This window comes from Microtetraspora niveoalba (assembly GCF_001570405.1).
In the GTDB taxonomy this organism is placed as follows: Bacteria; Actinomycetota; Actinomycetes; order Streptosporangiales; family Streptosporangiaceae; genus Microtetraspora; species Microtetraspora niveoalba.
In genome coordinates, this window is record NZ_BBYM01000046.1 from 34,624 (window position 1) to 54,631 (window position 20,008).

The 20,008-nt window shown below is 68.3% G+C and carries 23 protein-coding genes and 3 pseudogenes; 11 read left to right on the top strand and 15 right to left on the bottom strand.

Going from position 1 to position 20,008, the window contains the following annotated elements:
* Positions 1 to 261: 261 nt before the first annotated feature.
* Positions 262 to 1,059: a hypothetical protein gene (locus tag AWQ70_RS33565; RefSeq protein WP_067185526.1), complete on the bottom strand. Its 798-nt coding sequence runs from the start codon at positions 1,057 to 1,059 to the stop codon at positions 262 to 264.
* Between the two features lie 427 nt (positions 1,060 to 1,486).
* Between AWQ70_RS33565 and AWQ70_RS33570 the strand changes: the two genes are divergently transcribed.
* Together AWQ70_RS33570 and AWQ70_RS33575 are read left to right on the top strand one after the other, a co-directional pair.
* A complete protein-coding gene (locus AWQ70_RS33570; RefSeq protein WP_067185528.1) occupies positions 1,487 to 2,854 on the top strand; it encodes a PAS domain-containing protein in 1,368 nt (455 codons plus the stop codon).
* Between the two features lie 85 nt (positions 2,855 to 2,939).
* Positions 2,940 to 3,326, top strand: coding sequence for a VOC family protein (locus AWQ70_RS33575; RefSeq protein WP_245647275.1), 387 nt, complete (start codon positions 2,940 to 2,942; stop codon positions 3,324 to 3,326).
* 165 nt (positions 3,327 to 3,491) lie between these two features.
* Here the strand turns inward: AWQ70_RS33575 and AWQ70_RS33580 are convergent, their stop codons facing one another.
* The 7 genes and pseudogenes from AWQ70_RS33580 to AWQ70_RS33605 all read right to left on the bottom strand — a co-directional run bounded on the left by AWQ70_RS33580 (position 3,492) and on the right by AWQ70_RS33605 (position 8,084).
* Positions 3,492 to 4,250: a MerR family transcriptional regulator gene (locus tag AWQ70_RS33580; RefSeq protein WP_067185532.1), complete on the bottom strand. Its 759-nt coding sequence runs from the start codon at positions 4,248 to 4,250 to the stop codon at positions 3,492 to 3,494.
* A 75-nt stretch (positions 4,251 to 4,325) separates the two neighbouring features.
* Entirely contained in the window at positions 4,326 to 5,204 is an 879-nt protein-coding gene (locus AWQ70_RS33585) for a DUF2268 domain-containing putative Zn-dependent protease (RefSeq protein ID WP_067185534.1), read from the bottom strand.
* Positions 5,205 to 5,430: 226 nt separating this feature from the next.
* Positions 5,431 to 5,637, bottom strand: a pseudogene (locus tag AWQ70_RS42510) (sigma factor); the annotation flags it as partial.
* A gap of 157 nt (positions 5,638 to 5,794) precedes the next feature.
* The gene (locus AWQ70_RS33590) at positions 5,795 to 6,268 is read right to left on the bottom strand and encodes a carboxymuconolactone decarboxylase family protein (protein ID WP_067185536.1); all 474 of its coding nucleotides are present in this window, start codon (positions 6,266 to 6,268) and stop codon (positions 5,795 to 5,797) included.
* 200 nt (positions 6,269 to 6,468) lie between these two features.
* A complete protein-coding gene (locus AWQ70_RS33595) occupies positions 6,469 to 6,867 on the bottom strand; it encodes a VOC family protein (RefSeq protein ID WP_067185538.1) in 399 nt (132 codons plus the stop codon).
* A gap of 192 nt (positions 6,868 to 7,059) precedes the next feature.
* Positions 7,060 to 7,413 (bottom strand): DUF1330 domain-containing protein, encoded by a 354-nt coding sequence (locus AWQ70_RS33600; protein WP_067185541.1) that lies wholly within the window; start codon positions 7,411 to 7,413, stop codon positions 7,060 to 7,062.
* A gap of 218 nt (positions 7,414 to 7,631) precedes the next feature.
* Positions 7,632 to 8,084 carry an Lrp/AsnC family transcriptional regulator gene (locus tag AWQ70_RS33605; RefSeq protein ID WP_174552448.1) on the bottom strand — a complete coding sequence of 151 codons (453 nt, stop codon included), beginning with the start codon at positions 8,082 to 8,084 and terminating at the stop codon, positions 7,632 to 7,634.
* A 30-nt stretch (positions 8,085 to 8,114) separates the two neighbouring features.
* Here AWQ70_RS33605 and AWQ70_RS33610 point away from each other — a divergent pair, with 30 nt between their 5' ends.
* The gene (locus AWQ70_RS33610) at positions 8,115 to 8,999 is read left to right on the top strand and encodes an SMP-30/gluconolactonase/LRE family protein (RefSeq protein WP_067185546.1); all 885 of its coding nucleotides are present in this window, start codon (positions 8,115 to 8,117) and stop codon (positions 8,997 to 8,999) included.
* A gap of 163 nt (positions 9,000 to 9,162) precedes the next feature.
* Here the strand turns inward: AWQ70_RS33610 and AWQ70_RS33615 are convergent, their stop codons facing one another.
* Together AWQ70_RS33615 and AWQ70_RS33620 are read right to left on the bottom strand one after the other, a co-directional pair.
* A complete protein-coding gene (locus AWQ70_RS33615) occupies positions 9,163 to 10,122 on the bottom strand; it encodes a HEAT repeat domain-containing protein (RefSeq protein ID WP_373282415.1) in 960 nt (319 codons plus the stop codon).
* A gap of 51 nt (positions 10,123 to 10,173) precedes the next feature.
* Positions 10,174 to 10,842 (bottom strand): HEAT repeat domain-containing protein, encoded by a 669-nt coding sequence (locus AWQ70_RS33620; protein WP_067185552.1) that lies wholly within the window; start codon positions 10,840 to 10,842, stop codon positions 10,174 to 10,176.
* A gap of 167 nt (positions 10,843 to 11,009) precedes the next feature.
* Between AWQ70_RS33620 and AWQ70_RS42515 the strand changes: the two are divergent.
* A pseudogene (locus AWQ70_RS42515) lies at positions 11,010 to 11,090 on the top strand (helix-turn-helix domain-containing protein); the annotation flags it as partial.
* 97 nt (positions 11,091 to 11,187) lie between these two features.
* On the opposite strand, the gene AWQ70_RS33625 reads toward AWQ70_RS42515, so the two are convergent.
* Positions 11,188 to 11,859, bottom strand: a complete 672-nt coding sequence (locus tag AWQ70_RS33625) for a helix-turn-helix transcriptional regulator (protein WP_245647272.1) — start codon at positions 11,857 to 11,859, stop codon at positions 11,188 to 11,190.
* A 90-nt stretch (positions 11,860 to 11,949) separates the two neighbouring features.
* Here AWQ70_RS33625 and AWQ70_RS33630 point away from each other — a divergent pair, with 90 nt between their 5' ends.
* Both AWQ70_RS33630 and AWQ70_RS33635 read left to right on the top strand, forming a co-directional pair.
* The gene (locus AWQ70_RS33630) at positions 11,950 to 12,381 is read left to right on the top strand and encodes a hypothetical protein (RefSeq protein WP_067185555.1); all 432 of its coding nucleotides are present in this window, start codon (positions 11,950 to 11,952) and stop codon (positions 12,379 to 12,381) included.
* A 644-nt stretch (positions 12,382 to 13,025) separates the two neighbouring features.
* Complete coding sequence (locus AWQ70_RS33635) at positions 13,026 to 13,400, top strand: VOC family protein (protein ID WP_306303428.1); 375 nt, start codon at positions 13,026 to 13,028, stop codon at positions 13,398 to 13,400.
* Between the two features lie 315 nt (positions 13,401 to 13,715).
* Here the strand turns inward: AWQ70_RS33635 and AWQ70_RS33640 are convergent, their stop codons facing one another.
* Positions 13,716 to 14,306 (bottom strand): hypothetical protein, encoded by a 591-nt coding sequence (locus tag AWQ70_RS33640; protein WP_067185561.1) that lies wholly within the window; start codon positions 14,304 to 14,306, stop codon positions 13,716 to 13,718.
* A 1,141-nt stretch (positions 14,307 to 15,447) separates the two neighbouring features.
* Here AWQ70_RS33640 and AWQ70_RS33645 point away from each other — a divergent pair.
* From AWQ70_RS33645 to AWQ70_RS33655, 3 genes are all read left to right on the top strand, one after another.
* Positions 15,448 to 15,816 carry an antibiotic biosynthesis monooxygenase gene (locus AWQ70_RS33645; RefSeq protein ID WP_245647273.1) on the top strand — a complete coding sequence of 123 codons (369 nt, stop codon included), beginning with the start codon at positions 15,448 to 15,450 and terminating at the stop codon, positions 15,814 to 15,816.
* Between the two features lie 64 nt (positions 15,817 to 15,880).
* Positions 15,881 to 16,540, top strand: coding sequence for a DsbA family oxidoreductase (locus AWQ70_RS33650; RefSeq protein WP_067185563.1), 660 nt, complete (start codon positions 15,881 to 15,883; stop codon positions 16,538 to 16,540).
* Positions 16,541 to 16,634: 94 nt separating this feature from the next.
* Positions 16,635 to 17,228, top strand: coding sequence for a DUF6000 family protein (locus AWQ70_RS33655; RefSeq protein WP_067185565.1), 594 nt, complete (start codon positions 16,635 to 16,637; stop codon positions 17,226 to 17,228).
* Between the two features lie 10 nt (positions 17,229 to 17,238).
* Here the strand turns inward: AWQ70_RS33655 and AWQ70_RS33660 are convergent.
* A pseudogene (locus AWQ70_RS33660) lies at positions 17,239 to 17,424 on the bottom strand (NUDIX hydrolase); the annotation flags it as partial.
* Between the two features lie 174 nt (positions 17,425 to 17,598).
* Between AWQ70_RS33660 and AWQ70_RS42305 the strand changes: the two are divergent.
* Positions 17,599 to 17,820, top strand: a complete 222-nt coding sequence (locus AWQ70_RS42305) for a site-specific integrase (RefSeq protein ID WP_306303429.1) — start codon at positions 17,599 to 17,601, stop codon at positions 17,818 to 17,820.
* Between the two features lie 139 nt (positions 17,821 to 17,959).
* On the opposite strand, the gene AWQ70_RS33670 is transcribed toward AWQ70_RS42305, so the two are convergent.
* Both AWQ70_RS33670 and AWQ70_RS33675 read right to left on the bottom strand, forming a co-directional pair.
* Positions 17,960 to 18,325, bottom strand: a complete 366-nt coding sequence (locus tag AWQ70_RS33670) for a hypothetical protein (protein ID WP_157530786.1) — start codon at positions 18,323 to 18,325, stop codon at positions 17,960 to 17,962.
* 177 nt (positions 18,326 to 18,502) lie between these two features.
* On the bottom strand, positions 18,503 to 18,976 hold the full coding sequence (locus tag AWQ70_RS33675; RefSeq protein ID WP_067185600.1) for a GNAT family N-acetyltransferase: 474 nt from the start codon (positions 18,974 to 18,976) through the stop codon (positions 18,503 to 18,505).
* Positions 18,977 to 19,285: 309 nt separating this feature from the next.
* On the opposite strand from AWQ70_RS33675, the gene AWQ70_RS33680 reads away from it, so the two are divergent.
* Entirely contained in the window at positions 19,286 to 19,828 is a 543-nt protein-coding gene (locus tag AWQ70_RS33680) for a GNAT family N-acetyltransferase (protein WP_067185572.1), read from the top strand.
* Positions 19,829 to 20,008 lie beyond the last annotated feature (180 nt).

The following is a 20,008-nucleotide window of genomic DNA, read 5'->3' on the forward strand; positions in this document are numbered from 1 at the left end:
CAACCAGGTCAGGCGCTACCCACGCAGTCAGGGCGTATTCGCCGAACGCCGCACGGTGATCACCTTGGACGCCCGCGGCGGAGCCGCCCGGGCCCGAGGACTCCCCCTCGTGCGACAGGCGACAACACCACGATCACGAGGGCGCGACCGAAGCCCCGGCCCGGCACGCCCGCCTCCACGAGAACGTCGCGGCCGACCGGCCGGCCACGTCACCGCCCCACCGGCGCCGCGTTCTCCGCCCGAGGCCCCCGGCCGCGGCGGTCACCTGGACGGAGCGAGCCGCGTCACCTCCTGGCGAGCGGCGGCGTCGATGTCCCCTTCGAGGAGCCCGTTCTGGGTCGCCGAATCGCAACCCGGCCTGACCCACACCCCCGCCGGCGGCCCCTCCGGATAGCCGAAGATCAGGCGAAATGTGCGCTTTTCCGGCACACTGCCCTTCATCCGGCAGGGGGTGCCGTCACGACGCGTCACCGCGGCGTTCAGCGCCGCCGCCAGGGGCTCCGCGACGTCACGTCCGTACGAGGCCCGCGGCTGCCGCGGCACACCCGCGTCGGTCCAGCAGACCAGCACCGACGTCGGCCCCTCGGGCACCATCCGGGTGTCCTGCCCTCGGCGGCCCCCGGGCCCCCGGCACGGGTCCTCCGGCCGGCTTCGCGACCACGTCCCGTTCAGGTACGCGGCGGTGATGTCATCCCCGATGTACTCGCGGCTGCTCGCGGTGCCGTTCGTCGTCATCACGCACGCGTTGACCTCGTCGGCGCTGCCGACCCACAACCATCGGCCGTCCGGATAGGTGAACCGGACGAGATAGTTCGTCATCGGCCCGGCCTTGAGGTTGCACGACCCCACGTCGGCCGCGCCGACCGGCAGGTAGGCGAGGTCGCGCGCCATCGCCGCCGCCGCGCCGCCGGTCAGCGTCCGGGTGCCGGCGTGGCGTTCGTTCCCCTCGTCGGTGTTGTGGCCGGGATAGCCGCAGATCATCGCCTCGATCGGGGTGCCGGGCACCAGTGATTCCCCGGCGCCGGAGAGGTGGGTGGCGGCGGGGACCCAGCCGCGCATGGGCTCACCGCCCCATCGCTCCGGGCATGCCGGTGGAGCGGGGGGCGGCTCCCGCCATGGCCGGGCGACCAGTACGGCTCCCGCCGCGACCGCGAGAAGGGCCGGCACGAGAAGAGCCGCCCGCCACGCCGCTCCACCGCGGCGGATCCTGTTCCAGCTTCGCGTGATGATGTCAGCGCTCCGGTTTCTCCGCGTCCGGCCGGCGTTTCACCGGACCGGCCGAAGTGGCGTCGATCCCGCGTCCGTCTCCGTGGAAGGCGCCGCCGGGTCGAGCCGGCCGGCGAGCGGCGCGCTTGGCGACAGGCGGCCGGCCGCGGGAGAAGGACGCGCCGGGGACAGCCTGCCACGCAAAGCGGCGCGTGATCCACAGGCGGTCACGGGACCGCCGTCGGCCGTGGATATCCTCTCCGGGATTCGGGGAGGCGACATGGGTCTTGGCGGGTTCCACTTGCCCACAGGGGCAGAGCAGTTCATCGGTCCGGAGGAGCTCTTCTTCTCCACGACGGACCGCCGTGGGTTGATCCGCAGCGGCAACTCCGTCTTCGTACGGACCTCCCGGTTCTCTCTCGACGAGCTCACCGGCGCCCCGCACAACATCGTGCGTCACCCGGCCATGCCGTCCGGGGTCTTCCGGCTGATGTGGGACCGCCTGCTCACCGGACGCCCGGCCGGCGCGTACGTCCGGAACCTGGCCAAGGACGGCAGCCACTACTGGGTCTTCGCGACCATGACGCCGTCGGGCGACGGATTCCTGTCGGTCCGCATGGCGCCTCGATCGGAGCTGTTCGAGGAGGTCAAGCGGCTGTACAAGTACGTCGCCGACATCGAGGTCGAGGCGGCCGAACGCCACGGGATGGACCGGCGCGAAGTGGCGCAGGTCGGGATCAGACGGCTCGAACAGCTGTTGGGCGAGCTCGGGTTCCGGTCGCACGACGACTTCCTCACCGAGGCGCTGTCCACCGAGATCGCGGCACGCGAGGGGCTCGCCTCCTCGGCCTACGCCCGGCCCGAGGCGACCGGGCCGATCGCGGAGGTGCTGGCCGGGGCCGGGGCGCTCGAAGCGATGCTCACCGACCTGGTGGAGCGGCTGGAGTCGTACCGGATGCTCAGCGACCGGCTCGTACGGTCGTCCGTCCAGGTGCTCGACATCGCCCGCAGGCTCGACCGCGCCGTGGCCGCCGCGCAGACCGCCTCCGCGAGGGTCGCCGAGACCGCCCCGGTCCTGCACAACGTCGCCCAGGTGATGGCCGCGCCCACCCACACCGCGGTGGACACGCTCGAACGGCTGGTGCCCCGGCTCACCACGCTGCGCTCGTACGTCACGGACCTGCGGTTCCGGATCGCGCTGGCCAACCTGCACAACGACATGGTCGCCGCGTTCGCGGCCGAGGTCGTGGACGGCGTCGCGCCGCACACCGCGCTGAGCGAGGTGCCCCGGCTCTGCGACGCCGTACACGAGAGCGTGCGGGAGATGTCGGCCAGGGCGCGGCAGGTGAACGAGGAACTGCGCGCGATCCTCTCCGAGGTCGCCGTCGCCGGCGAGCGCCTGGCGGAGTTCCGCCGTTTCCTCGGGCAGTGGCGGATCCTCGTGACGCGTCACCGGGCCGAGCGCGCCCTCGGCGACCTGGTGCGGCCGATCGACGAGGAGTTCTCCGCGAGCTGGGACGGCATGGACATGCTGCATGCCCTGGGCCGGGAGTTCGAGTCCTCGGCCGTGCCGTTCGACGTCGAGACGCTGGACGCGCAGCTCACCAGGATCCGCGCCGGAGCCGTCGGCCCCCACGACGCGTCCTGAGCCCGGGCGCCGCCGACGCGCCCCGGCCGCCGCGTCGGGCGAAGTCGGGCACGTCCGCGTACGCCCGTACGATCAGGGCGTGAAAATGGAGCTGGTCGCGATCATCGTGGAGGACTACGACGAGGCCATCGGGTTCTTCGTCGACGTCCTCGGTTTCGATCTGGTGGAGGACTCGCCGTCGTCGACGAACGACGGCCGTCCGAAGCGGTGGGTCGTCGTCCGTCCGCCCGGCGCCGAGACCGGCATCCTGCTCGCCCGCGCCGACGGGGAGCACCAGACCGCGGCCGTCGGGAACCAGGTGGCCGGGCGGGTGGGGTTCTTCCTCCGGGTGGACGACTTCGACGCCGCCCACCGGCGCATGGTCGCCGCCGGGGTCGAGTTCGTGACCTCACCGCGCACCGAGCCCTACGGCCGGGTCGCCGTCTTCCTCGACATCGCCGGAAACCGCTGGGACCTGCTCGGCCCGGCCTGAACCGTCCCGACGCGTCCTCGCGGTCCGGCGATGTCGGCACGCGGTCGGTCGGCGTCGACGCGGTCGAGGACGTCCTTCAGGACATCGCTCCACAGCCCCCGGATGGACAGGGGCTCCTCCCTCGTCAAAGCACCCCACGGCGAGTTTCATAACGCGCTCCAGGGGCTACATCCGCGTCCGCGCGTACTCGTGCAGTGCGTCGCGGACGAACGCCGCCCCCTCGACGCTGTGGTAGGTGGTGGCGAAGGCGGGGTCGTCGACGTACATGTGGCCCAGGCCCTTCACCATCTGGATCGAACGGTCCCGGTCGCCCTCGGCCGTGGGGGTGCCGGGGATCTCGCACAACCACTGGACGTGTCGGGCGGCCAGTGACTGCGCACGCTCCGACGTCGGTGAAACCCCGGCCTTCCACGCGGCGACCCATGCCGCCACGAGTTCGTCGGTGGCCTGCTTCCAGGCCATTTGCTGCTTGAAAGTCTTGGCGTGCCACCAGTCGTTGCTCGCCCGGAACGCGTGCTCACCCCAGCGCGAGATCACCTCGTCCTTGTAGCGGTCGTTGAAGCCGTCGAGCAGCACGTCCGCGCCCAGGTCGGTCCCGGCCAGCTTGGCCTCGAGAGCGTGACGCGCCGCCCGGATCTGATGCTCGATCCGGTCTCGTTCGCCTTCCAACGCCGCGATGTGCGCCCGGAGTCCGTCACACTCGTCCACCTCCTCGGCCAGGACCTCGGCGATGGCCGACAGGCCCAGCCCCAGCCGGCGCATCAGCAGGATCCGCTGCAGTCGGGCGACCGCGCTCGGGCCGTAGTAGCGGTATCCGTTCGCGCCCACTCGGGACGGCGCGAGAAGCCCGATGCGATCGTAGTGACGCAGGGTCCGGCTCGTGATGCCCGCCCTGACCGCGAGCTCGTGGATCATCCACTCCATCGTCCGCTCCTGTTGCCGCGCCCCTTCGATCGAGTATCGCCCGATCTCCGAGTCCGACCGCCGGATCCCGGATGATCAGCGCAGCGCGGTGGCGATGATCTCGGCGGCTTCGACCTGCAGGGCCTGCGCCGCGGTCTGCCCCGTCGCCGCCAGGTAGGTGTCGACCAGTCTGTTGCCGACCGCGTACCCGGCCCCGGTGGGCAATCCCACCGGGGCGACGCCGAAGCGCTCCGCGCTGGCGTCGCCGTGCACCCAGGCCGTGAAGTTCTGCATGCCGGTCACGTCGAGTCCGGACACGACCTTGGCGAAGACCGCCTCGTCGTGGAGGTGCGGCACGCCCATGCGGGCGTAGCCGAGCTCGTCGCCGTAGAGCTGGCGGGCGAATGCGTCGGCCAGGCCCTCCGATACCACGTGGTCGCCGACCGTGACGGTCATCGGGTTCCACACCACGCCGCCCGGGCCGAAACGCAGGTTGTGGTTGAGCTCGTGCACGGCGGTGGCCTCCAGCCGTTCCACGTTCTCGGGGAACGGCCACAGCGTGATCGCGATGTAGCCCGGCGTTCCGCCGTAGCCGACCATTCCGAGGCAGGGACCCATGAAGTGGGCATCGCCGGGATCACCGAGCACGAACAGCACGGTGATGTCCGGGACCTCCAGCCCCGGCGTCGCCGCCAACTGCACGGCGAGAGCATCGTCAAGAGCACGCTGCATGCGTTCCCAGGCTCCGGCCGCCGCCAGCGTCTCAAGCGCGTCGAGGCAACGCTCCTCGTCACGGTCGATGGGAAATCCGGACGCCCCTTGGTGCATGGCCACCAGATCGACGTCGCCGGGGAAATAGCGGTACATGTCTTTGACGGGCTCCAGCATCGAGCCCAGCATGGCGACGCGATCCGTGACCGGGGCCCGCAGGATTCGCGTCATGGACGAGTAGGTGTCGAGAACGGTGATCGCCATGCCCGGGAACCTAAAGGTTGACGCAGCGGCAAGGTCAAACGGCCGGAGCGCGTCCAGGCTCCGGCCCGGCTCCCGTGTAGGAGGCTCGGAGTGCGGTCGGCTGTCGCGGTCATTCCGTGGCCGGCGTGCCTGTCCTGCTTCCCGGTCGATCGCCCAGGCGTCCGCCACCGGGCCCACGTGCCCGAGCTTGTCGGGATTGATCACTGAGCGGATCGCCTGGATCCGCCCGTCGAGTACACAGCACATCGATCGAGATCCGCGTCACCGCGGCCGACAGAAGAGCCTTGGTCGACGTGGGCCGGGTCGCCGAGCCCTCGAAGCGCAGCCATGTCTCCTGCACCGCGTCCTCTGCCTCACCCACACTGCCCAGAATGCGATAGGCGATCGAGAACAGCAGCGGCCGCAGCTCCTCGAACTCCTCGACCTTGCTCACGCCGGGTCCCCTCCCCCTGACGCCCTCCCGCCCCGCCGTACTCGCCGGCGCGGGCATCTTCTGGTGATCATCCGGACCACCGGCAGGCCGGAGTGATGCCCGCCGGCCCGGGGGTCCGGAGCCCGCAGCCGGGCCCCGGACCGGTCGCTGACGCCGATCAGTGGAACTGCCCGGGCTCGTAGTCGCCGGCCGGCTGCCGGGTGATGATATTCAGCCGGTTCACCGCGTTCATGAAGGAGACCAGGATCACCAGTGCGGTGAGTTGCTCCTCGTCGTAGTGCTCGGCGGCCTGCGCCCACACCTCGTCGCTGACCCCGTCGGCCGCATCCGCGACCCGGGTCCCCTCCTCCGCCAGCTCCAGCGCGGCACGCTCGGCCTGGGTGAAGACCGTGGCCTCCCGCCACGCCGCGACCAGGTTCAGCCGCACCGAGGTCTCCCCGGCAGCGGCGGCCTCTTTGGTGTGCATGTCGATGCAGACGGCGCAGCCGTTGATCTGACTCACGCGAAGCGCCACCAGCTCCTGGGTAGCTGTCGGCAGCGGCGTGTCCTTGAGCGCCTTGCCTGCCGACATGAGGTACTTGAGGACCTTGCCGGCGGTCGGGTCGGCGAAGTAGTTCAGTCGCGCGTCCATGGTGTGCTCCTCTGCGGTCGTCAGTGGCTACACACCCTGAGACGAGGTAGCCCGCACCCCTGTGACATGGACGAAATGTGACCCGCGTCTCCCGATCGCCGAGCCCGGCCACCGACCGCCCCTGGGTGGCGTCCGATCACCCTCCAGCCGCAGCCTCGCGCGATCATCACTCGGGGCGTTTTGGGCAAGACAGTGAAGCCTCAGGCGGCGATAGGGGTCAGGAAAATCCAGACGTGGCCGAACGGATCACGAAGCATCGACTGCCGGGCACCGTAGGGCATGTCGGCCGGAGAGGAGAGAAGTTCGGCCCCGGCGGCCACGGCCTGGGCGGTCAGCGCGTCCACGTCCGGCACGTAGACGTGCAGGACAACGGATACACCGCCTTCGCCAGGGCGCGAGAACGGCGCCTCGGCGTCACCGAGCATGAGAGTGGAGCCCTGGACGCTGATCTCGGCGTGGACGATCCGCCCTTCATCCCCGTCGAGCCGGAAGAGTTCGGAGGCACCGAACGCCTTGACGTAGAACTTGATCGCCTCCGCGGCCCCGTCGACCATGATGTGGGGGATGACCGCGTACTTGTAATGCTCGGGAATCTCCATGCCGGCTACGGTAGGGACGCGTCGATCGCCCCGGCATCGGGCGAGGGACCCCTTCACACTCCGTCGAAAGCCCTAGGCCGAGCCTCCCGCCGCCCTGGCCCGGCAGTCCTCCGGGCACGACGCCGGACCGATGGGCTCCGCCCGCCCCGGCTGCGGGCACGACCCGGGCCGCACCGCCTCCGGCCGGCGCACCTACATTCTCGGCGGCGACGCGGCCTCTCGTATCGCGGTGGCGGCCGCCGTCGGGACGTAGTTCTCGGGCACGCCGTCGACCAGGATGATGTCGCCCTCGATGTGCCGCGAGCGCAGCGGCGCGATCTCCCGGTACGAGGGAGAGTCCCACCACGCCCGCGCCTCGGCGATGCCCGGGAACCCGATCATCACGACATGTCCGGGCCAGTTGCCCTCCTTCACCTCGTGCTGCGTGGCGTGAACGAGGTAGCGGCCGCCGTACGGCTCGAAGGTGGTGGGCAGCCGCTCGATGTACTCGGCGATCTCCGGGTGCGGGGCCGCCTCCCGCAGGTGGGCGATGACATAGGCGGGCATGGTGTCCTCCCGGTGGGATCGTGCTCGGTACACCGCCGATCCTGACAGGCCCTTCGCGAGCGGGCGATTACCCGGCAGGTAAGCGATCTGCCATCGCGGGCCGAGTGGACGTCGCCCCGGGCCTCGGCGAACACGAAGGTGTCGCCGCGCGGCCGGGCCGGCTCGAACCGCTGCGGCCCGCCGTACTCACCGGGGGAGAGGGCACGGCGGATCGCCGGTCAGGAGCGCACCGGGCGTTCGAAGAAGGTCTCCAGGACGACGATCGCCTGGGTGCTCGCCACTCCCTGGATGCCGTAGATCCGCCGCAGCACGTCCTGGAGCTGCTCGGTCGTCGCCGTACGCACCTTGACGAGCACCGACGCCTCCCCCGCGATCACGTGCGCCTCCATGATCTCCGGGATCTCCGCGAAGGCGCCCCCGGACTCCCCCATCCACGCGTCGGCGCCGACCATCACGTACGCCAGCACCGGCCGGTCCAGCGCCACGGGATCCACATCGACGGTGGTCGCCCGGATGACCCCGCGCTCGCGCAGCTTGCGCACCCGCTCGTGCACCGCCCCGGCCGACAGCCCGACCGCCCGCCCCAGCGCCGCGTAGGACTGGGCGGCGTCGCGCTGCAGTTCGGCCACGAGCGCGCGATCGACGTCATCCAACTGAACCTGGTTTGGCATGATACGAATAATACCGAAGGAGGTTCAGTCATGGAGCGATTCCGGGCCGAGTTCGAGGTGCTCGACAAGCGTTTCGGTTACGACGGCGGCGACGAGTACGTGGAGGTGCTCCACAGCGGCAGCCGCAAGACCGAAGGGCCCGTCTACTTCCCCGCGGGGCGCTATCTGATCTGGAGCGACATCCCCAACGACCGGCTGCTGCGCTGGGACGAGACCACCGGCGCCGTCGGCGTCTTCCGCACTCCGTCGGGCAACGCCAACGGCAACACCATCGACCTCGAGGGCCGGCTGATCACCTGCGAGCAGGGCGCCAGGCGGGTCACCAGGACCGAGCACGACGGCACCGTCACCGTCCTCGCCGACCGCTACCAGGGCAAGCGCCTCAACAGCCCCAACGACGTGGTGGTCCGCTCGGACGGCACGATCTGGTTCACCGACCCGAGCTACGGCATCATCGGCTACTACGAGGGCAGCCCGGCCGAGAGCGAGATCGGCGGCGACCACGTCTACCGCCTCGACCCCGCCTCCGGCGAGCTGTCGATCGTGGCCGACGACTTCGACCGGCCGAACGGCCTGGCCTTCTCGCCGGACGAGTCGCTGCTGTACATCGTGGACACCCGCAAGCGGCACCTGAGGGTGTTCGAGGTGACCGCGGAGGGGACTCTGACGGGCGGCGAGGTCTTCGCCGAGGCCTGGTTCGACGGGATCCGCCTCGACTGCTACGGCCGGGTGTGGGCGGCGGCCATGGAGGGCCTCCACTGTTACGACCCTGACGGCACCCTCATCGCCCGCCTCCGCCTCCCCGAGTCGGCCTCGAACCTCACCTTCGGCGGCCCCAAGCGCAACAACCTGTTCATCACGGGCTCGGGCGGCGACCTGTACTCGATCCGGGTGACCTTCGCCGGGGCCAGGTGAACCTCGTACTCCGGCGGCTCGGGCCGCCGGCACCCGTGGATGCCGGCCGGTTCCCCTAGGCGATCACCGGGCTCGGCCGGGCGCAGCTCTTCGCCTCTTCGGTGAGCTTGGCCGGCAGAGCGGGGACCGGCTCCGGCTCGTCAAGGACACGCACCTCGGTCCGTCATCGTGCGTTGCGTAGCTTGAGAATGTATGTGGCGGTAAGCGCGACGGCGCGGTCTTCGTCATGTGACAGATCTGCGAGGGCACGTGACGTCGTGATCCCCGGGATGTCCGCGAGCGCCTGTGTCAGCCGTCCACGTGCGGACGACTCAACGGTGCCGTGGGCGAGGCGGTCAACGAGCCCGGTAGCGATCTGATCCGCCAACACGGGATCACTCGCCAGCGCGCTCAGCGCATCGGCCGCGTCGACGTCGTTCGTCCCCTCGACGATCATGTCGATGAGCGTCGGGACCGCGTCGGCCACTCCACGTGCCCCGAGCGCCAGAGCCGCACACCTGCGGACCACGATGTCGGCGTCCGCGAGGGCCTCCTGAAGCAGTGCGGTCGCCTCACCGTTCGGCATCTCGGCGATGGACTGGACGGCACGTTTCCGCACCTCGGCCACCGGGGAGCCGAGGCCCTCCGCCAGCAGTGCCAATCCGCCGTCGCCCGATCGTGCCAGCGCCCATCGAAGGGCGCCGGCGACGTTCGGGTCCGTCTCGCTCAACGCCGCCTCGACCAGAGCTTCCACCGGCACCGGAACCTCTCCGACTGAGGACAACGCCGCGCGCTGGCGCTTCCCTGCGCTCTCCGAGCCCAGGTCCTGGAGGAGCGCAACGATCTGGAGGACGTCCTCCCAGTCGGCGGGTTCCGCGGCACCGATCCGACGGAGTCGCGTGAGCAGCTCCATCTCACCCGCGATGCGTCCTCGCGTCTGGCGGATGAGGTCGTCGACGAGCTCCGAGGGCTGGAAGCCGGGATCATCCAGCGCGCGCCCGACTTCACGCAGCGACAACCCCAAGGACCGCAGGCTCTCGATGTGGAAGATCCGCCGGATGTCCTCGCTGGAGTACTCCCGATAGCCGGCCTCGGTACGACCCGTTGGCCGCACCAGGCCGAGCGACTCGTAATGTCTCAGCATGCGGGCGCTGACCCCGGACCGTCGTGCCACATCACCGATCAACACTGCTTGTCACCCCTCCTGGCTGGTCGTGCCGAGGGCTACGACGCGCTTCGCCTCCTCGATCGCGAACTCGAATCCGGCATCCGGGTTGCGCGACAGCCATTCCGTGGCGATCGCGTGCTGACGTACGCGAGGGGCGGGATCCGTCGTCGCGGCGCGCAGGACCGGCGTGATCACCTCACCGAGCGCGATCAGCGCCCGGCTGAGGCTCAGCTGCGTCTCACGCTTGCCGCGCCCGAGCTGTGTCGCCAACACTCCGGCCAACTCGGCTTCTTCCCCTTCCGGCACGAGTACGACCGCCGCTCGCCAGGCGCTCCGCGCGACCTCGTCGTCGGTGTCGGTCAGGTGCGCCCGTGTGATCGCCGGCCACGCTTGCCGATCCCCGATCTTGGACAGCGTGTGCAACGCCTGGCTGCGTGCCTGCGCACGCTCCGAGCGGAGTTCATCGATGAGCCTTGGGACCGTCATCGACGATGAGTGCCGGGTGAGCGCCCACGTAAGCATGTCGCGCACGTAGAAGTCGGGCTCGATCGCGCATCGTTCGATGAGCTTGTCGACGAACCGCGGGTCCGGGGCCGTGCCGACCGCCAGCGCCGCCTGCAGCCGCACCGACGAGCTGCCGTTCTCCAGCCCCTGGAGAGCTCGCTTCGTGTTCGTGTCCTCTTTCGACATGGTCATCGGGGCCACCTCCTTGGCTGCAGTGAAGTCCTTGTCACTGTGTCAAGGTCAAGCGGCACCACGCCGTGAGCCGGCCAGGTGCCGGATGTGTGTGCGCCGGGGCTACTACGCCTCGAAGAACCGCGTACCCTCGCGGCGGGCGCGTTCAGGACCGGGCATCGACCGAGATGATCACCACGATCCACGCGGGATCCGGGGGAACGTATGGATCCCCGCGCGTCCACGCCGAGCTGCGGGAGGAGTACGGGCTGCGCGTCGGCGCAAGCGGCCGTCAGGCTGGGGTCAGGTTGAACTCGGCCTCGGATCGCCGGCTGGGCCCTGGACGGCGTGACTGCTCCCACAGGATCAGGAAACCGGCTCCAGGCGGACACAGCACCGGTCGGGGGCGGGCGCCAGGCACGCTTGCAGCCTGTCTTCATCGAGCCCCTGAAGCACGCCGCGGAGCAGGTGGAGGTTCATGCCGCACACCGTCTGGGTGTGTTCGCGGGCGAGCACGTGGAAGGGACAGTTGCCCAAAACGATGACATCACCGTCATAGCGGGGCTCGAATCCATACCGCTCCAGCAGGTCGAACACCCCCGCGCGGTCCTGGCCGACCAGCCGCGTGCCCAGTTCGTGGGCTTTGCGGTGCAGGACGGTCCGCACCGGCTCACCGGTGTCCTCGGACTCCTCCAGGGCCTGAGCGAGGAGCCGTCCGGCCAGTTCGTAATTCCGTTCCGGGAGGCTGACGGTGACCTGCTTGGTGGAGCGCTTATAGAGCTTGGCGGGCCTGCCCGCACCCGGCCCGGTACGTCCGCTGCGCCGCTCGTAGACGACGTCGAGCAGTGACTCGTCGGCGAGGCGCTCCAGATGGAAGGCCGCGGTCCGCAGGGCCAGGCCAAGGGCGGCGGCAGCCTCCTCGCGGCTGACCGGGCGCGGCTGGCGCACGACGTGTTCGTAGAGCCTCCTGCGGGTTGGCTCGTCCAGAGCGGCGACGGCGGAGACGTCGGTGTGGGGCGCTTCTTTCGGGTCGTCCACGAACACCATTCTAAAACCCAAAGTCATTGACGAAAGAGAGCCCGTGCGCTTCTATCGTAAGCAAGTGTTGCCGATAGAAGGAAGGGCGTCATGTCGTCCGCAACCACCACGTCCACCACACCGAGGCGGGCCGCGCTGGCCGATCCCGGCTACCAGGCGTTCGTCATCCTGCGCACCGGGTTCACCGTGGCGCCGATCCTGTTCGGGCTGGACAAATTCACCAACCTGCTCGTGGACTGGACCACCTACCTCGCCCCCTGGATCAACGACGTCGTTCCAGGCAGCGCCCAGGCAGCCATGTACGCCGTGGGCGTCGTCGAGATCGTGGCGGGCCTCGTCGTCGCGCTCGCCCCGCGCTTCGGGGGCTGGCTGGTGGCCGGATGGCTGGCCGGCATCATCCTCAACCTGCTGACCATTCCCGGTCACTATGACGTCGCGCTACGCGACTTCGGCCTCCTGCTCGGCGCGGTCGCGCTCGCCCGGCTCGCCCAGCGCTATCACGGCACACGGCAGTCGCGCTGAAGACCCGCAGCAGGCAGCGCGCCTCTCCGCCCTCCGCCTCCTCGCGATTCGCGGCCAGGGACGCGGCGATGCGGATGGCCAGGGCGGGGCGCCTGCGGTGCACCGTCATGGAGACGACGCCTTCCTCCACTGCCGACACACCACGCGCGGCGCCCGCCTCGGCAGCCCGACGGTTTGCGGCCGAGGGGTTCGAGGCCGGCGATGAGGGTGAGGGCGCGGATCTGGGCGGCGGTCATGGCGGGGCGGAGTTCGCGGGCCGCGTCGTCCACGGTCCACAGCTCGATCGCGCCGGCTGCCGCGTCTCCATGATGCCGAGGCCCTGGAAGCATCGCAGAGCCGGCGGGGAAGTCGCGGCGGCCGATGAGTCGACAGCCTGGGGTCAGGTTGGACCTGACCCCAGCGAGGTCAGTCCAACCCGATCTCGAAGCGACGTATGACTGACGGCCAAGGTGTGGAAACCCGGACAGAGTTCCCTGCTCTTCTCGAAGGAAAGAGAGCAAGCAATAACTCCTTGTTACAGTCCGTGATCTTCGTTTAGATGGTGCGGCCGTATTCGAGCTGGAACAGGACGAGAGCGGCGCGGGCCAATACTTCGAGCCCCGTCCGCACCATCTGGGAGAGTCATGACAAGTAGGTTCACTGAGTTGGCCGTTGACTGCCACGATCCGGAGAGGCTCGCGGCCTTCTGGTGCGAGGTCCTGGACTTCAAGGTGATCGACCGGAGCGAGGGCAAGGTCGAGATCGGCTCCTGGGTGCCGACCGTTGAGGATGTTCGGGCCCGCCAGATGTCGCCCACCCTGCTGTTCATCCAGGTGCCCGAGGGCAAGACCGTGAAGAACCGGCTTCACCTCGACGTCAGCCCGATCGACGGCAGCACCGAGGACGAGGTGACCAGATTGCTCGGCCTCGGTGCCACCAAGACGGATGTGGGCCAAGGCTCAGGCCGGAACTGGGTGGTCATGGCAGACCCCGAGGGCAACGAGTTCTGCGTCCTACGCACCCTGGCACCGCAGAACTAGGCCGCGAGCGGGCACCCACCCCCGTCACACACGGCAACCGTCACGTTGGCGCGAAGACCTCAATGACCTGAGACCGGCGCGACAAGGCAGCGAGGAAGCCCACCTCCAACCCGAGCCGAGACCGCCTACGGCACGGGCTGTCTCTCCGTTCGAGCGACACAGCTAACGTCTTTCCGCGTATGTTCCGCGAACAGCGGCCGACGGTGGCTCGGGGTGGCGTGTGGCCGCACATGGCTGAACACGATCAACGGCGTCTGACCGCGACGAAACCACTGGTCAGACGCCGCCACCCGGTGACCTTCAAAGCTCTTTGGACTAGTCGAGAACCGCTGGCCCCTGAAACGGCTCCCACTTTATGGCGACAAGCCCGCCATATCGCTTGGCCAACCGGTGGCGCAGGTCCTGGTCGGACGTGTTCGCTTCCAAGATCACACGATTGAGCTCCGCTTCGATCCCCATGCTCAGGACCTCGGGCTCCTCGATCGGACCGCCCTCCACCTCCGCCAACGCCGTCAGCTCGGCCTGGCTGTTCTTCACCTGCCGCCCCTGCGGCACCACCCTGTACGGCACGTACTTCCCGTCCGACCAGTTCGCTCCTGAGATCGGCGGGGCGGCCAGCTCGCGACCCCGCGCGGTGACATAAGGGGCGACCAGCCGGTACGGCTCGTGCAGGATGTACGGCGGGGCGAGATCGCGCGGGTGGGCCGCGGCCCGCCGCTCGGCGGCCTCCAGAGCGCGCTGATAGGGCCCGACGCCCTCGTATGACCTGAGCATCACGGGAGAGATCGGCCGCAGGAAGACCTCGACCGCGTCACTCGTCTCGGGCTGCACGATCACCCGCCACTCTCCCGGCAGGAACTCGGGCGCCGCCGTGACGGCATATAGGGCGAAAAGGGTAAAGATCATCCTTAATCGCATGCGGAAGGAGTGTAAAGCACTCAGTCGAGACTGGACCGTAAACGCAGCTTTCTGATCAGAACTTGATCTTGTCGAACGCCTCATCCGCCGTCTTGCATCTGCCGACTGCTTCGCTGGCTGTTCTCCGCGGCACGCAGCACGGTACGGCAGGCGTTCGCGGAGTTGGAGAGCGAGTGGCTGATCGTGTCCCGGCACGGCAAGGGCCGGTTCGTGCGCTCCTCCGCAGTGACGTTCAGGATGAGACGTCCTAGGACGTCTCACCGAACGCTCTGGGCGTGTTCGGGGGTTTGGTGCCTATTTGTCGAGGGCGTGACACAAGCTGAGTGGGCGCGCGACCTGGCCAGACAGCTCCACGAGAAGCCGCTTCCTCGCCGGTGGGCGCATACACAAGGCGTCGCCGCGCGGGCGGCCTCGCTGGCCGCGATCCTCGGCGACGACGCCTACACCCTGCCCCCGCCGCGTAGCTGCACGACGTCGGATACTCGCCCAAACTCGTCGACACTGGATTTCACTCTCTCGACGGGGCGCGCTAACTGCGAGACGTCGCCCAGGCCGACGAGACGCTTTACCGCCTGGTCGCGCATCACTCCTGCGCGGTCAACGAGGCGACCGAGCGCGGCCTGTTCGACGTCTTAAACAAGGAGTTCATGCCGGAGCGGACCTGACCTGATGGATGCGCTCACCTACTGCGACATGACCACCGGCCCCGACGGGCGACACCTCGACGTCACCGAGCGCCTGGCCGAGATCCATTCGCGCTATGGCCCCGAGCATCTGGTCAGCGATCGATCACCGCATCAACGCCGTGCATCCTGGCCGCCGTCCGGGCGACTGAAAGTGCGCTTGCCTCGGCTGGGGATACCCATGGGAAGGGCCCGGGGTCGTAGGCGATCAATGATCGGGTGATGAGCTGGCAGGCCTAGGTCCAACGACGGATGAACGCTCGATCCATGGGGCGAGGTGTGGGGTGATGTCCCGGATCTAACGTGTGTCCATGACGTTCCTGATGACTGGAGCGACCGGCAAGGTTGGCAGCCATGACGCGACGCTGCGGACCGGTCCCGAGCTTGCAGTGGTTGAGACTGCACGATGACGGGCGGGGCCTGCCCCGCATCCGACCTTGAGGAGTATGTCCGTGAGCACGGATTCCGGTTTCTATTCGATCATTGACTACACCGTCGATGGCTTTGACACGCAGCGTGAGCTTGTGGAGGCCTTCGCGGAGATCCAGGAGCGGTGGGTACGTTTCTATCCCGGTTACCGCTCGGCCCGCTTCCACGTGAGCACCGACGGCACCCGCGTGTACAACATCGTGCACTGGGCGAGCGAGGCGGACTATCGCCACTTCGTGGAGACCTCCGACACCGATGGCCGGATGGCCGCCATCGGCAAGGCGTTGGAGGGCCTGTCAGGCAAGGCCGAACCACGAATGACCGGAGTACCCACCTACACCATCGTCCGCGAAATCGGTCCCGGGCCCCAGCGCCTGGATGCCTGATCGCCCGAACCCCGGTGGTCGCCGGCACCAAGGCAAACCTTGCTCCATCACTGTGAGGACGCTCATGAAGCTCGAGATATACGCCGATGTGCTGTGCCCCTGGTGCTACATCGGCAAAAGACGCCTTATGGCCGCACTGGCCGAGCACACCGCCCCTGACCGCGTCGAGGTCGTCTGGCGCGGCTACGAACTTGCGCCGGAGGAAGGCCGGATCCCCGGTCCGACCGCCGCAGAGGCCATGGCCGGCTGGTGGGGCGAGCAGGCGCCCACCCGAATCGCCCGGATCCGGTCGCTGGGCGCGGCGGAAGGCCTGGAGCTGAACCTGCATCTGGCGCGCCCGGTGAACACCTTCGACGCCCACCGGCTGGTCAAGCTCGCCGCCGACCGCGGCCGAGCCGACCAGATGATGGAGCTGCTGCTGCACGCCTACCACACCGAGGGGCTCAACGTAGCCGATGCGCGGGTCCTGCAACGGCTGGGACGCGAGGCCGGGCTGGACGCCGGGGAGGTGCACGCCGTCCTGGACGGCGACGACTACGCCGACAAGGTGCGCGCCGACCGGCGCCGCGCGGCCGAGCATGGCGTCACCGGCGTTCCCAGCCTCGTGATCGACGGCCGCCCGCCGGTCTCCGGAGTCCAGCCCGTCGCCGATCTGCAAGTGCTGCTGAGGCGCGGTCAGACCGGCTCACACAGCGTCCCGGCCACACCCGGCCGGTCTGGCTGACGGGTGATCCGGTCATGCCCCTTCGGACACGAACCTCTTGATGGAAGGAATCACGGAGATACCCCTGGCTGATCGACATCGGCATGATGAGGACATGCGACTCCCCACGCCGGATGACCCCGAAATGATGGCAGTCGTCGATCAATACCTCATGCCGCGGGAACGGTATTTGAAGCTGCTTCACGGCAACTTTCTGGCGATGCCGGAAAGGAAGCGCTCACGGTTCGGGCGCGAGTTGTCAGCCTCGGCACATCAGATCAGTGACCAAGAACTCTCGTTGCTCCTGGACGGTGAATGGCGCTCCCGGCTCACAGCGGCCTGGCTGATCGGCATCGATCGTCGCACTCAGTTCCGCAGCCGCCTCCACGGGATGCTCCTGGACAGCGAACTCGTCTATTCAGGCCAGGGGTACTGCTTCGCCTTCGCCCGGTTCGCCGATGAGCCCGCCGCCGCATCACTCGTCGCTTACCTGGACCGCTACCTCCCCGATCCGACGTGCCACTACAACCAGGATTGGGCGATGGGCGCGCTGCTCCACCTCGACGAACGGCTGAGAACCGATCACGCCGCTCGCTTCCTTGCTCCACATGGTCTGTGGGCGAGATCGGCCATGCGCGGCCGGGACCCGATGGAACTGAAGGAAGAGATGGACCGGCGGTGCTCATTCGCGGAGGCCATCACCTCATGACCGTTCGCTGTCACCCGATGTACGGCAGGGCCTTTCCGGTGAGGTAGTGGCTGATCCGCATTCGCATTGACCGGTCCATTGAAAGTGCTTCGACCTCGTCACGGGGCACCCAGCGGACTTCGCGGGACTCGTCGCTCTGAGTCGGCTCGCCGTCGACCGCTCGGGCCGTGAGCACGATGGAGAACTCCTGCCGGGCACCGTGCCGAAGACGAGGGCCGTCCCGTCCCGATCCCGCCGGAGCTGGTGACGATCCTCCGCGAGCACATGGAAGAAGTTCGGCATTCACGAAGACGGGCGTCTGTTCCGTACATCGCGGGGCGGTGTGATCTCCATCGGGACCTACTGCGAAGCGTGGCAGAAAGCTCGAGTCATGGCGCTCACGCCGGAAGAGGTCGTGTCCCCACTGGCGGCCCGGCCGTACGATCTCCGGCACGCTGCCGTCTCGCTCTGGCTCGGCGCCGGGGTAGCCGCTCCAGAGATGGCCGAACGCGCCGGGCACGGCGTGGACGTGTTGCTCAGGGTCTATGCGAAGTGCATCGACGGCGGTGTAGAGATCGCCAACCGGCGGATAGACGACGCTTTGGAGACATGAGGGCGCAAGCTAGTGGCCCGTCACCTAACCTCAGCCGGATACTGCTTGGTCGGTGGAGACCCCGTCGATGGCTCCGCAGCCTTTCGTGTATAGCGATCGGTGGCCGGACAGGCTGCCACTGCGCCGGTGGGACGGAGCCTCAGGAGAACCGGGCGAGGGCCTGGTCGTAGATGCCATCGAAGCTGACCTTGAATTGCCGCCCGTCGGGGGTGGTGAGACCGATGGTCACGTATTCCGCACCCTGTTCCATCTGAATCTCGACGGCGGCTCCTGCTCGTGGAATTGTCCTTGGCAGGACCTTGCCGTCCCTGTCGATGGTGTGGACCACCTGCTGATCCGAGATCGTCAGGTAGCCGCCTATCCAGCCCTGGTGACTGTCGATCGAGGTGAAACCGTGGATCAGTCCGGGAACGGTCACCGAACCATCGGTATTCAACTTCGCGCGAGGCATTCCCCAGCGACGTGGGGCCGAGCCCAGGAACCAGCCGAGAATTTCGCCAAGCATATTCCCAGGCTAGGTTCCAGAAGAGATGGGCGCGCGGATTCGCTGCCTGTCACGCGATCTCGGCGGGGTAACTGATCCAGTTTCTGACGGGTGAGCTGGCGGTTATCCGTCCAACGTTCGGTAACGGGCAACTAGCGTCAGAGAGTCCCGGTCATCCCGGGGCCCTCTTCGTTTCGCCTAGCCCAGGCGCAGGGTGCTTTCCTCGATTTCAGCGTTTCGCGCGGGCGCGTACGAGGTCTCGGTGCCGGTGATCGTGAAACCGGCCTTCTGCAGGACCCTGAGTGAACCGAGGTTGTCACTGGCGGCACGGGCATACAGCGGGCGGACGGGGACGAGCTCAAGGAACTGGGCGAGAGCTTGGCTGGCGACTCCTTGCCCCCATGCCGCGCGGTCGATCCAATAGGTGACCTCGGTGTCCCCTTCGATGACGAAGCAGCCGATGCTGCCGACCAGGTGACCATCCCGAGTCACCGCACGCAGGATGACATCGGGGGACGTCCTCAGCTTCGACATATGCGCATCGAACGCTTGGCGATCGTCGGGGTCCTTGGAAGTGAAGGCGGCCATCTGAACCGACTGGGGATCGCGCATCTGGTGGAACAGCGCATCCAGGTCGCCGTCCTCAACACCCCGCAACGCCACACCTGACATCGACGCTCTCCCCATCACCTGGCCGTTTCAACTCGTGCAGCAACCTAACAGCGGCTACCGACAGTCCTGCCCGAAGGAGTCGCAGGAAACAGGAGAGCATCGCGAACAACGCCTGACACGGAAAACCCGAGCTGACCGCACAGCACCATCGAACCTGGCCGGTAGCTCCCAACCCTCCCAACTCCGTCCTCCCGCGCATGGCCGCTCCGCATCAACAGGCCCATGCACCTCCGCTGTTCGGCCGAATCCAGGGCGAAGCTCCCGCTAATTTGTTTGCCGCCGACCAGCCTGGCCGGATAGGAAGCTTGAGTGCTAAAGGGCAGCAAAGTCGGGCTCAGGGCCCGGCACGAGGACGACATCCCGATCCTGCGGACCGAGCTCTACGACGACGTGGTCAACGCCTCGCGGTCCCAAGGGCGGCCGTGGCGGCCGATCACGCCCGGCTCGAAGGATTCGCGGCTCGTGGTGGACGACAATGAGCAAGGGCACGTCCCGTTCTCCGTGGTGGAGCTGGACGGCGGCACGCTGGTCGGCACCGCGACGCTGTGGGGCATCGACACCCACCACCGGTCCGCGCACATCGGGCTGGGGCTGCTGCCGTCGGCCCGCGGCAAGGGCTACGGCACCGACGTGGTAGCGGCGCTGTGCCACTACGGCTTCGTCGTGCGCGGCCTGCAGCGACTGCAGATCGAGACGCTGTCGAACAACGCCGCGATGTTGCGCTCCGCCGAGCGCAACGGCTTCGTCCGCGAGGGCGTGATGCGCTCCTCGGCCTGGGTGATGGGCGAGTTCCTGGACCAGGTGCTGCTCGGGCTCCTCGTCCAGGAGTGGAAGCTGGCCTCGAAGGGCTAGCCGACCTGCGGAAACGCGCCATGATCCATCCCGGATATATCCCGGGAACAGCGGCCGAGGGCTGCTCAGGGTGGCGCATGGCTGCACACGGCCCAGAGTCGCCCAGGACCGTTGTCAGCACCGGCGTTAGCAAGATCAGCGGTCATCATGCATCCCGATGTTGATCAGCCACGGCATCAC

Bases quoted from the DNA above. Each gene is read 5' to 3' on its own strand.
- AWQ70_RS33570 (WP_067185528.1), top strand. From the start codon at position 1,487: ATGGGTCTTGGCGGGTTCCACTTGCCCACAGGGGCAGAGCAGTTCATC.
- AWQ70_RS33640 (WP_067185561.1), bottom strand. From the start codon at position 14,306: ATGATCTTTACCCTTTTCGCCCTATATGCCGTCACGGCGGCGCCCGAG.
- AWQ70_RS33600 (WP_067185541.1), bottom strand. From the start codon at position 7,413: ATGCCCGCCTATGTCATCGCCCACCTGCGGGAGGCGGCCCCGCACCCG.
- AWQ70_RS33595 (WP_067185538.1), bottom strand. From the start codon at position 6,867: ATGGAGATTCCCGAGCATTACAAGTACGCGGTCATCCCCCACATCATG.
- AWQ70_RS33630 (WP_067185555.1), top strand. From the start codon at position 11,950: ATGTCGTCCGCAACCACCACGTCCACCACACCGAGGCGGGCCGCGCTG.
- AWQ70_RS33610 (WP_067185546.1), top strand. From the start codon at position 8,115: ATGGAGCGATTCCGGGCCGAGTTCGAGGTGCTCGACAAGCGTTTCGGT.
- AWQ70_RS33655 (WP_067185565.1), top strand. From the start codon at position 16,635: ATGCGACTCCCCACGCCGGATGACCCCGAAATGATGGCAGTCGTCGAT.
- AWQ70_RS33575 (WP_245647275.1), top strand. From the start codon at position 2,940: ATGGAGCTGGTCGCGATCATCGTGGAGGACTACGACGAGGCCATCGGG.
- AWQ70_RS33605 (WP_174552448.1), bottom strand. From the start codon at position 8,084: ATGCCAAACCAGGTTCAGTTGGATGACGTCGATCGCGCGCTCGTGGCC.
- AWQ70_RS33645 (WP_245647273.1), top strand. From the start codon at position 15,448: ATGTCCGTGAGCACGGATTCCGGTTTCTATTCGATCATTGACTACACC.
- AWQ70_RS33670 (WP_157530786.1), bottom strand. From the start codon at position 18,325: ATGCTTGGCGAAATTCTCGGCTGGTTCCTGGGCTCGGCCCCACGTCGC.
- AWQ70_RS33585 (WP_067185534.1), bottom strand. From the start codon at position 5,204: ATGGCGATCACCGTTCTCGACACCTACTCGTCCATGACGCGAATCCTG.
- AWQ70_RS33675 (WP_067185600.1), bottom strand. From the start codon at position 18,976: ATGTCAGGTGTGGCGTTGCGGGGTGTTGAGGACGGCGACCTGGATGCG.
- AWQ70_RS42305 (WP_306303429.1), top strand. From the start codon at position 17,599: ATGGCGCTCACGCCGGAAGAGGTCGTGTCCCCACTGGCGGCCCGGCCG.
- AWQ70_RS33615 (WP_373282415.1), bottom strand. From the start codon at position 10,122: ATGCTGAGACATTACGAGTCGCTCGGCCTGGTGCGGCCAACGGGTCGT.
- AWQ70_RS33590 (WP_067185536.1), bottom strand. From the start codon at position 6,268: ATGGACGCGCGACTGAACTACTTCGCCGACCCGACCGCCGGCAAGGTC.
- AWQ70_RS33580 (WP_067185532.1), bottom strand. From the start codon at position 4,250: ATGGAGTGGATGATCCACGAGCTCGCGGTCAGGGCGGGCATCACGAGC.
- AWQ70_RS33565 (WP_067185526.1), bottom strand. From the start codon at position 1,059: ATGCGCGGCTGGGTCCCCGCCGCCACCCACCTCTCCGGCGCCGGGGAA.
- AWQ70_RS33650 (WP_067185563.1), top strand. From the start codon at position 15,881: ATGAAGCTCGAGATATACGCCGATGTGCTGTGCCCCTGGTGCTACATC.
- AWQ70_RS33620 (WP_067185552.1), bottom strand. From the start codon at position 10,842: ATGACCATGTCGAAAGAGGACACGAACACGAAGCGAGCTCTCCAGGGG.